Source organism: Streptomyces rhizosphaerihabitans, assembly GCF_025399795.1.
In the GTDB taxonomy this organism is placed as follows: domain Bacteria; phylum Actinomycetota; class Actinomycetes; order Streptomycetales; family Streptomycetaceae; genus Streptomyces; species Streptomyces rhizosphaerihabitans.
On record NZ_JAODTZ010000015.1, the window covers coordinates 46,193 to 59,937 of the forward strand.

The 13,745-nt window shown below is 67.7% G+C and carries 5 protein-coding genes; 3 read left to right on the plus strand and 2 right to left on the minus strand.

Going from position 1 to position 13,745, the window contains the following annotated elements; genetic code table 11:
- The first annotated feature begins 150 nt into the window (after window positions 1-150).
- The 3 genes from N4G66_RS17210 (at window position 151) to N4G66_RS17220 (ending at window position 6,676) form a co-directional block, all read left to right on the plus strand.
- Entirely contained in the window at window positions 151-3,075 is a 2,925-nt protein-coding gene (locus N4G66_RS17210) for a glycoside hydrolase family 48 protein (protein ID WP_261704996.1), read from the plus strand.
- Between the two features lie 194 nt (window positions 3,076-3,269).
- Window positions 3,270-5,924 (plus strand): cellulose binding domain-containing protein, encoded by a 2,655-nt coding sequence (locus N4G66_RS17215; RefSeq protein ID WP_261704997.1) that lies wholly within the window; start codon window positions 3,270-3,272, stop codon window positions 5,922-5,924.
- A gap of 203 nt (window positions 5,925-6,127) precedes the next feature.
- On the plus strand, window positions 6,128-6,676 hold the full coding sequence (locus tag N4G66_RS17220; RefSeq protein ID WP_261704998.1) for a hypothetical protein: 549 nt from the start codon (window positions 6,128-6,130) through the stop codon (window positions 6,674-6,676).
- A 79-nt stretch (window positions 6,677-6,755) separates the two neighbouring features.
- On the opposite strand, the gene N4G66_RS17225 is transcribed toward N4G66_RS17220, so the two are convergent.
- Together N4G66_RS17225 and N4G66_RS17230 are read right to left on the minus strand one after the other, a co-directional pair.
- Window positions 6,756-7,010, minus strand: a complete 255-nt coding sequence (locus N4G66_RS17225; RefSeq protein ID WP_261704999.1) for a DUF7660 family protein — start codon at window positions 7,008-7,010, stop codon at window positions 6,756-6,758.
- Between the two features lie 11 nt (window positions 7,011-7,021).
- On the minus strand, window positions 7,022-13,573 hold the full coding sequence (locus N4G66_RS17230) for an RHS repeat domain-containing protein (RefSeq protein ID WP_261705000.1): 6,552 nt from the start codon (window positions 13,571-13,573) through the stop codon (window positions 7,022-7,024).
- Window positions 13,574-13,745: the final 172 nt, after the last annotated feature.

Genomic DNA, 13,745 nt, shown 5'->3' on the forward strand with positions numbered 1-13,745 from the left:
AGGAGTTGCACTGTTGATCAATCGAATCATTTCGACTCTTCAAGCACCTTGACCCCTCACACCCCTCTCTCCAATATGGGAGCGCTCCCACTGGTTCAAGGCTTGTTGCTCCTCCCCCCATTCTCCGAGCCGCAAGGAGGAACCAGCACCATGGATCCCAGCCCTCGATGGAGACGTCGTCGCAGCTCGCGACGCCTGTGGACCGCCGTAGTGGCGGCTCTCGCCCTCCCGCTCGCGACTCTGGCGACCGGTACGACTCCCGCACACGCGGCCACGGTTCAGTGCAGCGTCGACTACAAGACCAACGACTGGGGCTCCGGCTTCACCGCGGATCTGACGATCACCAACCGGGGCACCGACGCCATCAACGGCTGGACCCTGACGTACGCCTACGCGGGCAACCAGACCCTCACCAACGGCTGGAACGGGACCTGGTCCCAGTCCGGCAAGACGGTCACCGCGAAGAACGCGGCGTGGAACGGGACGATCGCCGCCGGGGCCGCCGTGACCGCCGGCGCCCAGTTCACCTACAGCGGCACCAACACCGCACCCGCCTCCTACGCCGTCAACGGCACCACCTGCACGGGCGCGCATCAGCCGCCGATCACCGTGCTGACCAGCCCCGCGGCGGGCGCCGTCTACACCCAGGGCGACTCCGTCCCGCTGGCCGCGACCGCGGCGGCGGCCGACGGGGCGACCATCTCCAAGGTCGAGTTCTATGACGACACGACCCTGCTCGGCACCGACACCAGCTCGCCGTACACGCTGTCGGCGTCCGGGCTGGCCGTGGGCAGTCATTCCGTCCTCGCGAAGGCGTACGACAGCCTGGGCGCGTCGGCGGAGTCCGTACCGGCCGGCATCACGGTCGCCTCGGGACCCGCGATCGTCGCTTCACCGGCCCAACTCGGCGTCCAGCAGAGCAAGTCGGGGACATTCACGGTGAAGCTCTCGACCCAGCCGAGCGCGAACGTGACGGTGGCGGTGGCCCGCACGGACGGCAACACGGGGCTGTCCGTCACCGGCGGTTCGAGTCTGACCTTCACCCCGTCCAACTGGAACACGGCCCAGACGGTGACCATCACCGCCGACGCCTCGGGCACGGGGTCCGCGACCTTCACGGCCTCGGCGACCGGTCAGGCCAAGGCCACCGTCACCGTGACGGAACTGGCCGCGACGAAGGCGTACGACGCGCGCTTCCTGGACCTCTACGGCAAGATCACCAACCCGGCGAACGGCTACTTCTCCCCCGAGGGCATCCCGTATCACTCGGTGGAGACACTGATCGTCGAGGCGCCGGACCAGGGACACGAGACGACGTCGGAGGCGTACAGCTATCTGATCTGGCTGCAGGCGATGTACGGGAAGGTCACCGGCGACTGGTCGAAGTTCAACGCCGCGTGGACGACCATGGAGACGTACATGATCCCCACCCACGCCGACCAGCCGACCAACTCCTTCTACAACGCTTCCAAGCCGGCCACCTACGCGCCCGAGCTGGACACCCCGAACGAGTACCCGGCCAAGCTCGACACGGGTGTCTCGGTCGGCCCGGACCCGATCGCCGCCGAGCTGAAGAGCGCGTACGGCACGGACGACGTGTACGGCATGCACTGGCTCCAGGACGTGGACAACACCTACGGCTACGGCAACGAGCCCGGCAAGTGCGAGGCTGGTCCGACCGCCACCGGCCCGTCGTACATCAACACCTTCCAGCGCGGTGCGCAGGAGTCGGTGTGGGAGACGGTGCCGCAGCCGACCTGCGACGCCTTCAAGTACGGCGGAAAGAACGGGTACTTGGACCTCTTCACCGGGGACTCCTCGTACGCGAAGCAGTGGAAGTACACGGACGCCCCGGACGCCGACGCGCGCGCGGTGCAGGCCGCGTACTGGGCCGACGTGTGGGCCAAGGCCCAGGGCAAGAGCGCCGATGTCTCGACCACAGTCGGCAAGGCGGCGAAGATGGGCGACTACCTGCGCTACGCCATGTACGACAAGTACTTCAAGAAAATAGGCAATTGCGTCGGCCCGACGACCTGCCCGGCGGGTACCGGCAAGGACGCCTCGCACTATCTGCTCTCCTGGTACTACGCCTGGGGTGGCGCGAACGACACCTCGGCGGGCTGGGCCTGGCGCATCGGCTCCAGCCACACCCACGGCGGCTACCAGAACCCGCTGGCCGCCTACGCGCTCAGCACCAACGCCGACCTGAAGCCCAAGTCGGCGACGGGCGCCTCGGACTGGGCCACCTCGCTGACCCGGCAACTTGAGTTCTACCGCTGGCTCCAGTCGAACGAGGGCGCCATCGCGGGCGGCGCGACCAACAGCTGGGCGGGCCGTTACGCGACGCCTCCCACCGGGACGCCGACCTTCTACGGCATGTACTACGACCAGCAGCCGGTGTACCACGACCCGCCGTCCAACCAGTGGTTCGGCTTCCAGGCCTGGTCCATGGAACGGGTCGCCGAGTACTACCAGCAGACGGGGAACGCGAGTGCCAAGGCGGTCCTCGACAAGTGGGTCGCATGGGCGCTGTCCAAGACCACGATCAACCCGGACGGCACCTACCAGATCCCCTCCACGCTCCAGTGGTCCGGCGCCCCGGACACCTGGAACGCGTCGAGTCCCGGCGCCAACAGCGGACTTCACGTCACCGTCGCCGACTACACGAACGACGTCGGGGTGGCCGCCGCGTACGCCAAGACCCTGTCGTACTACGCCGCCAAGTCCGGCAACGCCCAGGCGAAGACGACGGCGAAGGCGCTCCTCGACGGCATGTGGAACAACTACCAGGACGGTCTGGGCATAGCCGTCCCGGAGACCCGCGCCGACTACAACCGCTTCGACGACAGCGTGTACGTGCCGAGCACCTTCACCGGCACGATGCCGAACGGCGACGCGATCAACTCGTCCTCCACCTTCGCCTCGCTGCGGTCCTTCTACAAGAACGACCCGGCCTGGTCGAAGATCCAGAGCTATCTGGCGGGCGGCGCCGCGCCCTCCTTCACGTACCACCGGTTCTGGGCGCAGGCGGACATCGCCCTCGCCATGGGCTCGTACGCGGAGCTTCTCGAATAGTCCCCGCTGTGGCTCCGCGTACGCGGTCCTGTCCCTGACGGCAGGGCCACCGGCCGGGCGGTCCCTCACCGCACTGAGGGCCGCCCGGCCATCACACGTTTCACCTCCGGCTCCGCCCCTTTCCCTGCCCTTTCCTCCTCCGCCTCCCCTCCCTCCCCTGCCTTCCCTCCCATCGCTCCCGGAGAGGACCCACCGTGCGAAGAACCCGCATCCTCACGGCCGTACTCGCCCTCGCCGCCGGACTACTGGCCGGCACCCCGCCCGCACTGGCCGCGAGCACCCCCGAGGCAGCCGTCGCGGCCGACACGTACACCTGGAAGAACGCCCGCATCGACGGCGGCGGCTTCGTCCCCGGCATCGTCTTCAACCGCACCGAAAAGAATCTCGCCTACGCCCGTACGGACATCGGCGGCGCCTATCGCTGGGTCCAGGCCTCGAAGAGCTGGACCCCGCTGCTCGACTCGGTCGGCTGGGACGAGTGGGGCCACTCCGGCGTCGTCAGCCTGGCCTCCGACTCCGTCGACCCGAACAAGGTGTACGCGGCGGTCGGCACGTACACCAACAGCTGGGACCCGACCAACGGGGCCGTCCTGCGCTCCGCCGACCGGGGCGCGAGCTGGCAGAAGGCCGACCTGCCCTTCAAGCTGGGCGGCAACATGCCCGGACGCGGCATGGGCGAACGGCTGGCCGTGGACCCCAACAAGAACAGCGTGCTGTATCTCGGCGCGCCCAGCGGCAAGGGTCTGTGGAGGTCCACGGACTCCGGCGCGAGCTGGTCGCAGGTCACCGGCTTCCCCAACGTCGGCAACTACGTGCAGGACGCGACCGACACCAGCGGCTACGCCTCCGACAACCAGGGCATCGTCTGGGTCACCTTCGACGAGTCCACCGGCACCTCGGGAAGCGCCACGCAGACGATCTACGTGGGGGTCGCCGACAAGGACAACGCGGTCTACCGCTCGGCGGACGGCGGCGCGACCTGGTCCAGGATCGCGGGCCAGCCCACCGGTTACCTCGCCCACAAGGGCGTTCTGGACGCGGTGAACGGCTACCTCTACCTGGCCTACAGCGACAAGGGCGGCCCGTACGACGGCGGCAAGGGCCAGTTGTGGCGCTACGCGACCCGGACCGGGACGTGGACGAACATCAGCCCGGTGGCGGAGGCCGACACCTACTACGGCTTCAGCGGGCTGACCGTGGACCGGCAGCACCCCGGCACCGTGATGGCGACGGCGTACAGCTCCTGGTGGCCCGACACCCAGATCTTCCGGTCCACGGACAGCGGCGGCACCTGGACGAAGGCCTGGGACTACACCTCGTACCCGAACCGCTCGAACCGCTACACGATGGACGTCTCGTCCGTGCCCTGGCTGACCTTCGGCGCGAACCCCTCGCCACCCGAGCAGACTCCCAAACTCGGCTGGATGACCGAGGGGTTGGAGATCGACCCGTTCGACTCCGCCCGGATGATGTACGGGACCGGCGCGACGATCTACGGCACCGAGAACCTCACCAACTGGGACGCCGGGAGCCAGTTCGCCGTCAAGCCCATGGTCCAGGGCCTGGAGGAGACGGCTGTCAACGACCTCGCCTCTCCCCCGTCGGGCGCTCCCCTGCTCAGCGCGCTCGGTGACATCGGCGGTTTCCGGCACACGGATCTCACCAAGGTCCCCTCGATGATGTACACCTCGCCGAACCTCACGACGACGACCAGTCTCGACTACGCCGAGTCCAACCCGAACACCGTGGTGCGGGTCGGCAACCTCGACTCCGGGCCGCACATCGGCTTCTCGACGGACAACGGCGCCAACTGGTTCGCGGGCAGCGACCCTTCGGGCGTCACCGGCGGCGGTACGGTCGCCGCGGCCTCGGACGGCAGCCGCTTCGTGTGGAGCCCGGCGGGCACCTCGGTGCAGTACACCACCGGGTTCGGTACGTCATGGTCGGCGTCGAGCGGTATCCCCGCGGGCGCTGTCGTCGAGTCGGACCGGGTCGATCCGAAGACCTTCTACGGCTTCAAGTCGGGGAAGTTCTACGTCAGTTCGGACGGCGGCGCGACCTTCACGGCCTCCTCGGCCGGGAACCTGCCCAGCGGGGACAGCGTGCGCTTCAAGGCGCTGCCCGGCACCAAGGGCGATGTGTGGCTCGCGGGCGGCGCGAGCGACGGTGCGTACGGACTGTGGCACTCCACGGACGGCGGCGCGAACTTCACCAAGCTGTCGAACGTCCAGCAGGCCGACACCATCGGCTTCGGCAAGGCCGCGACCGGCGCCTCCTACCAGACGCTCTACGCCGGCGCGAAGATCGGGGGCGTCCGCGGAATCTTTCGCTCGACGGACAAGGGCGCGACCTGGACGCGTATCAACGACGATGCCCACCAGTGGGGTTGGACGGGCGCGGCCATCACGGGGGACCCGCGGATCTACGGGCGGGTGTACGTCGCGACGAACGGGCGCGGGATCGTCTACGGCGACAGTTCGGACACCGGGGGCGGTGGCGGCGGCACGGACCCGACGCCCCCGCCGACGGGGGCCTGCACGGTGACGTACAAGATCACGAACCAGTGGTCGGGCGGCTTCCAGGCCGATGTGTCGCTGGCCAACACCGGTTCCGCCGCCTGGACCGGCTGGACACTGGGCTGGATCTTCCCGGACGGCCAGAAGATCACCCAGCTCTGGAACGCCGACTCCACGCAGTCGGGCGCCGCGGTCACGGCGAAGAACCTGACCTGGAACGCGAACGTGGCCCCCGGTTCGACGGTGGGCTTCGGCTTCACGGGGAGCTGGACGGGGGCGAACACGAAACCGACGGCTTTCAAGCTGGGGGATCAGAGCTGTGCGGTGAGTTGACCTTCTTGTTCTTCGCTCTCAGGGGCGCGTGCCTGTCGGGCGCGCGCCTTGAGAGCGTCGCGGCGTGTCACGAGAAGGGCGGATGAGAGCCCTTCGTCCCACCCGCGATGATCACAACTACGTCACTTCGTTCACCCTTCACTCACATAATCTTCACACCCCCCGATATCGTCGCCTCACCACGAACCATCCCTGGGGGGACCATGTCGTACAACCAGACGCCGCCACCGAACGGATACGGGTGGCAGCCTGTGGCCCCCGGCTCCGCACCGCGACCGGCCAGACCTCGTTGGGCGCGGAAGCGCTATGTGCTGCCGACGATCGCCTTCGCCTTCCTCGTCGGCATCGGCGCAGGCGGCAGTGACAGCAGCGGCGCCGGAAAAGGCCAGAAGAGCAACACCACGAAGGTCGCGGCGGACAAGGTGCGACCCGCTCCCACCGTCACAGTCACGGCGACGGCAACCGCGAAGCCGAAGCCGGCGCCGACGGTGACGGTGACCGCGACGAAGACGGTCAAGGTGAAGGTGACCGTCACGGCGAAGGCCGCCTCCGGCAGTGGCAGCGGCTCCGGTGGCAGCAGCGGCGGCGGAACCAGCGTCAGCACCTGCTCGATCACCTCCAACGCCGGCAACTGCTATTCGGCCGGCCAGTACTGCCGCAACAGCGACCACGGTGCCAGCACGACCACCGCGGGCGGCACCAGGATCACGTGCGCGTACCGGTCCGGCGGCTGGCGCTGGTCGTACAGCTGACGCGACACCGGCAGCGGCTGCCGGAGAACGCGAGAGGTGACCGGTGAGATCTCCCGGTCACCTCTCGTCGTGAGGGGCTCTACTCGTAGATGAGCGCCGCGGAAAGAATGACCGCGATGAGTTCCCAGTCGGGCTGTTCGGGCACGGGCGTACCGGCGCTGTTCAGGTAGTACCCGCGCAGGCTCGAAACCCAGGACCCAGCCGCCCCCAGGTAATCGACGGTCTGCGGGTTCTCCACTCTGATGGAGCCGTCGTCGATCCTCTCTACGAGAAGGTGGATGTAGGCCGCCAGATCCTTGTAGGACTTGACGTTCTCGGCGCTCGGAATGTCCATTTTTGCTTTCCTCAGGGAATCATCGGGGGCCGGATCTCAAACGTTCCCAGTTCGGCTGCTTCTTCAGCGGCTGCACCGATTCCAGCTTCTTCAGCGGCTGCCGCGGCAGCACCCCTCGGATTGGTCCACGTGCCGACATACGCGCCTTTTCGGGAAACTTTGATGTCAATGGTGAGACCGCCGGTCTCGGTCGTCTTCTTTCGTCCGATCTCCTGCGCCACCATTTCCTTCCTCACGTATTCGACGGGTATCGAATCGATGCCGGCCATTTGAAACGATACCAGTCGCCTGTGGTCCAGAGTCCAGACACCGTCGTCGAGTTGGACCACTCGGATGGTCGGCAGATCCTCGGGTTTCAGGTCGCCGTTCTTCAGGTCGCGCGCCGTCTCGAAGACACTGTGGCCGTCACCGGACGCCCTGCTGACGGAGTCCTGCATGAACTTGATGCTGTACGGGCTGAGAACTCCCGTGACGGCTTCGGCGACCTTCTTGTCGTAGTTGCAATTCCACAGGGTGCAATGCCAGGTGTCACTCTCCTTGTCGATCGCCCTGTCCATCTCCCCGTGCAGACTGGAGACGGTCGAAGCGAATTCGTCGGTGCAGAGAGTTTTGTTGTCGTGACAGACCTGGTCCCAGGTGCTGACTTCTTCACCGAACTGGTCGATTCCCTCGCTGAGTTCGGGCTCGGCACCTCCCCAGCCCATGACCGAGTTCCCGAAACGATAGTCGTGCTGCTTGCCGTGCGCCTTCCAGAATGCCTTCGTCAGCGCCTTGATGTCGTTCGTGGCGGGGTCGAAAGCGAAGTGCGGCGTGACCAGTACCGGATTCGGGTGGGACTTCTTCTTTTTCTTTTCCTTGGCCGGCGGCGGCGACTTCGGGTGGCAGAAGGACGGGTCGACGTCGCAGCGCGTGCGGCCCGTCGGGTCGCTGGAGGTGACCGGATCGTTGTCCGCGTAGCCGTAGGCGTTCAACGACTGCGGATCCGTCGGCGTGAGCACGGGGTCGGTGCTGAGGAAGCGACCCGTGGCCGGATCGTAGTCGCGCGCGCCGAGGTGGGTCAGTCCGGTCGCCCGGTCGTCGGTGCCCCCGACGAAACCCTTGGACCCTGGCCAGGTACCGGGCTGGGATCCGCGCAGCGCGCCGAACGGGGTCGTGCGCCGCTCCTGCATGGCCAGGGTCGTGGCGTTGATCGCCAGCTCGCCGGTGCCCTGGTGGTCGCCGACCAGGAAGTAGAGCTTGTTGTCGTCGGTGCGGACCGCCTGGTTGCCGCCGCCGAGGTTGTAGTAGCGCTCGGCGGTCGGGGTGGCGGCTCCCTTGGTGAGCGTGAGTTCGGTGGAACCGATGTAGGCGTGCGTCTCGGTGGGCGTGTGCTCGACGAGCCGGTTGCCGTCGGCGTCGTAGACATAGCTGGTGCTGTCGGTGCCGCCGGAGGCGTTGGCGACGTCGACCTCGCTGAGGTGCCCCTCGCTGTCCCAGATCAGCGTCTGCTTCTTGCCGCCGACCGTCCGGGTCTGGGTGTCGCCGATGTCGTCGTAGGAGTACGAGTCCTGCGTGGGCCCGCCGGGGCCGGTGACACTGACGCTGGTCACACCGTGCGGTCGGGGTGACTTGGCCGCGGGGTAGGCGTAGGCGCGCTTGACGTCCTTGTTGGCGTCGCCCGACAGGTCGTGCTGGGTGTCACTGGTGCGGTTGCCGGTCGTGTCGTAGGTGAACGACTGCCAGTAGGGTGCCGGACCGCCCAGAACGGAGGCGGAAGGTGTGGACGCGCACGTGGTACCGCCCTGCGCCCAGGCCTCCGTGAGCCGCCCAAGGTAGTCATAGCTGAAGCACTGGTCGTCCGTGCCGTCCCGGGCGACGTCGCTGATCGAGGTGATGTTGCCGGACTGGTCGTAGCCGTAGGTGGAGGACTTGTCGACGCCGGGGACGTCCTGCCGGTCGACCCGGGAGTTCTGCAGCTGCTGCGTGCCCCACTGGTAGGAGTCGGTGACCTGGACCTGCTTGCCGCCGGACTGGTAGGTGAACTGCAGCGGCTTGCCCGTGAAGCTGTAGGTGGTGTTGGTGGTGTAGGTCACCCCGCCGGTGCCGGTCAGGGTCTTGGGCCGCAGCACCTCGTCGTAGGTCGGAGTGAGTGTCTCGGTGGTGAGCGCACCCGCGGCCGGGTAACTGGTCGACTGGACCGTGCCGTCCGCGTTGTAGTTGACGTTCGACTGGTACGAACCCGCGAGCGCACCCTCCGAGGCGGGCAGGGTCACCGTGGTGCGGTGCGGCCGGTAGAGGGTGTCGTACAGGCTGAGGCTCGTGGTGTAGGCGGACCCGGAGGCGCCGCCCACGTAGCGGGTCGTCGAGGCGAGCTGTCCCTTGAACCCGGACGGGTCCCAGACATGCTTGGTGAGCAGGGGGCCGGAGGTGTCGCCGTCGTGGGACTCGGTCTCGCGCCCGAGGCCGTCGTAGACGTGGCTGACCTTCCGCTGCCGCGCGTCCGTGGTGGACAGCAGCAGACCGCGGTCGTCGTACTCGGACGTGGTGGTGCCCTTGTCCGGCTCGGTGGTCGTGTGCACGCGGCCGCGCTGATCGTACTTGTACGTCCAGATGTTGCCCGGGTCGTCGGTGACGGTGGAGAGCTGGCCGGCCGGGTTGTAGTCGTAGGTGGTCGTGTCGTACGCCCCGGACGGGTTGGAGCCGTGGAACTGGCGGAGCTCCGTCTCGTGCCCCTGGGCGTCGGCGATCGTGGTGGTGGCGGGTGTCCCGTTCGGCGGAGTGACGGTGACGCGGTCGCCGTCGTAGGCGGCGAGGGTGGTGGCCAGGACGCGCGAGGGGGAGTTGGTGCCGTTGCCGGCGACCTGCTCCGTCTTCACGACACGTCCGACACCGTCGTACGTGGTCCAGGTCTGCGACTCCACCGACAGGGCGTCGTCGAGCACGAGCAGGGGAGCGGCGGGCGCGCCCGTGTTGTAGTACGGGGCGAAGGTTTTCGCCGCCAGACCCCGCTCGTCGTAGAACGTGTCGCTGACCAGCCGGCCTCCGCCCGGACCGGGCGTCTGCGTCTGGCGCGGGCGCAGGAAACCGTCGTACAGCGTGTACGAGGTCTGGGTACCCGTGCCTGCGAGTGTCGTCGTCGCCACGACGACCGGAGCGTTGTCACTGATGGTGTACGAGAACGAGTAGTTCGGGATGTCGTTGTTGGCCTGTGACCGATTGGGCAGCCACACCCGCAGGTTTCGGCCCAGCGCGTCATAAGTGGTGTCGGTGCGCTTGCCGTTGGTGTCGACCACGGTGACGGGCTTGCCGCTCACCGGGTCCATGGTGGTCGTGCTGGTCTGGGCGGTCGCGCTGTTGCCCGCGGTGGCCGGGGGCGTGGTGACCGCGACGGTCGTGGGGAACCCGGTGCCGGGTGTGTAGACCGTCGTGGTGGTGCGGCCGTCGCTGCGATCGGCGCGTACCGGGGCCGTCGTCCCGGTCGCGGTCACATTGCCCGTCAGATCCGTTGCGGTGACCTGGCGTCCGTAGGAATCGAAGGTGGCTCCGGACTCGAGATAGGTGGCCGTGGTGCCGTCGTGCGACTTGAGCGTCGAGACATGGGTGGCGTCGCCCTGGGTGGGTGCCGCTCCATAGGCCTGGCCGTCATAGGCGTTGCGGACGTCGGACACCACGTCCTTGGCCCGGTTCGGGGTCACGGAGCAGCCCACGGACACGGTCTCCGCGCGGGCGGGCAGGTCCAGGATCCACGCGGTGGTGTTCTCGGCATAGGTGCTGCGGGTGCAGCTGTTGTCGGTGGAGGTCGAGGTGTCGCCGGCGTCGTCGACCTGGGTGATGCGGCCGGCGACGTCCTCGTGCTCGTAGGAGGTGTACGTCTCGCGCCACTTGCTGCCCGCACCGTCGTCGAGGGAGGTCCAGGTGCGACTCGACGCGCTGCCGTTGAGGTTGGCGCTGGTGGTGCCCCATGACCTGATGCGGAGGGCGGTCTGGTGGTACCAAGGGGTGGTGACCGTCTTGGCGAGGACCTTGCCGGACGGACCGCTGTAGGTCTCGGTCTTGTATTCCTGGCCTTCGACCGCCGAGACGTCGGTGATCGTGCCGCCGTTGTCGTCCGGGACGGTGACCGACTTGGTCACTCCGTCGGTGGCGGTTCGGTCCCCGTTCATGCCGCGCAGGAAGTAGTGGTCGGTCTGCGACTTCATGCCGACCGGATCCTGGCCGCCGGTCTGTACCCGGACGTGTCCGTAACCGCGGTAGGTCGACCAGGTCTTGTACTTCTCTTTGGTCAGTCCGTCATCGTCGTCGTAGTGCCAGGCCGCCCCGCCCAGATAGGAGTAGCGGGTGACCATGTCCGGGGCGTGCGTGGTCCGGTCGGTCTGCGTGACCGAGTCCACCACGTACTTGTTGAACCACTGCAGACTCGGGTTCGCGTCACCGGACTTGGTGAAGTACTGCGGAAAGCAGCGGGTGGTGTTGGAGGACGGTGACGGAAGGTTGCCCGCGTCGCAGTCCGGGGTCGAGTAGTTGACGTCGATCTGGCCACCGGACTCGTCGTCGACGGTGGAGATCCGTTCCTTGATGAAAGGAGCGGTGTCGTCGCCGGCGATGTCCAGCCGGTTGGGGCGCTGGTCATAGCCGAAGGTGACCTTCGGCAGGGTGATGTCCGGGGCGCCCTCGGGGGTGTCCGCCTTGCCGGTGTGCTGGATGGAGGCCAGTTCCAGCTGGTAGTCGATGTCCGCCATGCCCCACTGATGGGTCAGGGCCCAGGAGTCCACGGGGGCATAGCTGCCGTCCGACTTGAGCACCGAGGTGGAGACCCCGGCCAGCCGCTTGCGGGTCCAGAAGGTCGGCGACGCGTTGTAGCAGTCGGCGCCCGACTTGCAGTTCAGGTCCCAGGGTGTGTCGTACCAGTAGAAGGACTTGTCGTCGATCGTAGAGGCGTCGCAGGTGACGCCCGGCTCGGGAAGACACCGCTCGGTGTTGGTGAAGTCGACCTTCGCCAAGGGCTTGGCGAACATCGCCGTCGACTTCAGCCCGTACTCGATGTGGTCGAGGGATCCCCCGCGGTCGTAGACGGTCGCGTTCGACGCGGTCCGCGCGCGGCCGTAGTAGTTGGTCTCCTTGTTGTAGTAGTACGCGATGGCGTTGCTGTGCGCATCGACCGCGTAGTCCAGGTTCCACTCGTAGGCCTGCTGGCACCACGAGTCGGCGAAGGTGGCACCGTGGCACGGCTCGCCCTCGTCGTCGCCGAACACTGGCGTGTTCCAAGTGGAGTTGGTCTGCGGAGATCCGGTCGCCCAGCCGGGCAGCTTGTTGTATCCGAAGTAGTAGCGCGTACCGTCGGTGGTCGTGACTCTCCAGTACTCCTGGTCGTTGTCACCGTTGTCCCGGGTACTGCCGGTCAGGTGCTCGACCTTGGTGCCGTCGTCGCCCTTGATCTTCCACGTGCCGTCGTCGGCCTTGATCAGCTCGCCGGCATGCCCGTTGAACGAGATCGCGACGTTGTCGTCGGACCAGCAGAGATCGCCGGACTTGCCGTTGCCGAGGCTGACCCCGTCGTCCTCGCAGGACTTGTAGGAGCGCTCCACCGATCCCGGCCACATGCTGAACCCGTCGCCCACCCAGGACGACTGGTTGTTGGTGCTGGACGTCCGCCCGTCGACGGAGCCGGAAGCGTAGGAAAGCCCTACGGAGGGCTGGAAGTCGCCCGGCACGGACGGCACCGGCATGTCGTAGGACCAGGAGAAGTCGCCGGTGCTGAGATCCGTCTGCCAGGTCGCGGACGGTGACAGCTTGCTCGCCGCGTAGTCGCCGTGGTCACCGGACGTACCAGTGGTCGCCGCGAGCACGGTGCCCGCGCCGCTCACCGTCGCGGCCTGGACGGTGAGTGTTTTGGCCTGCTCGTCGTTGCGGGCCGCGACCGGGCTCTGCCGGCTGCACGCCGCCTTCCGCGGGGTGGTCAGGGCACAGAGAGGAAGCTGGACCAGACGCAGGCGCGCGGTGCTTCCGCCGCCGAAGGCCTGCGCGAAGTCCGAGTAGTCCAGACGCAGGCCTACGGATGTGCCGCTGGTCGCGGCGGCCGGCTTCAGGGAGAAGAGCACACCGTCCACGCCGACCTGGCGCGCCGCCGTGTGGCTCAGCATCCGTACGGTGACCGGACCCGACAGCGGTGCCGGGGCGGTCTTCCGTGTTGTCGTGGCGGTCTTCCGGCTCGCCGTGGCGCTGATCTTCTTCTTCGCCCAGGTCGGCGCCGTGAGGGAGACCGGCAGCACTCCGGCCCGCCGCATCCCGGTGCGCCGGCTGCCGGTCGCGCCGGGGAGGTCGACCGTGGCAGAACCCTCCTTGGGCCAGGTGTGCTCGGGGGAGGTCTTCGGCAGCCGGGGATGTCCGGTCGCGGCGCGCGGCCGCACCTTCGCCTTGTGGCCGGCCAGAGCCCTCTCCGAGGCCGGGACATGGGGCATGTCATCGGCTTGTGCCACCGAGGTGGCAGCGCCCTGGACCAGAGTGGTCAGCAGAACCGCCGAGACCCCCGCGGCGAGCCATCCGCGTGTGCGGCCCCGGTCGGGCCGGAACTTCCAACGTCTCATTCTTCGTTCTCCTCGTCGCCCGGCCGTAGACGGGCATGGCCAAGGGCCCCGCGTCAGCGGGGCACGGTGAATGTCCTCGTGCGTGCCGGAATGGAGCGATCGGCAGACCGCGCGGCCGGCAGCCGGCCGTGAAGGCCGGGCGGTTCCCGGGATCGGGAACCGCCCGGCCGGC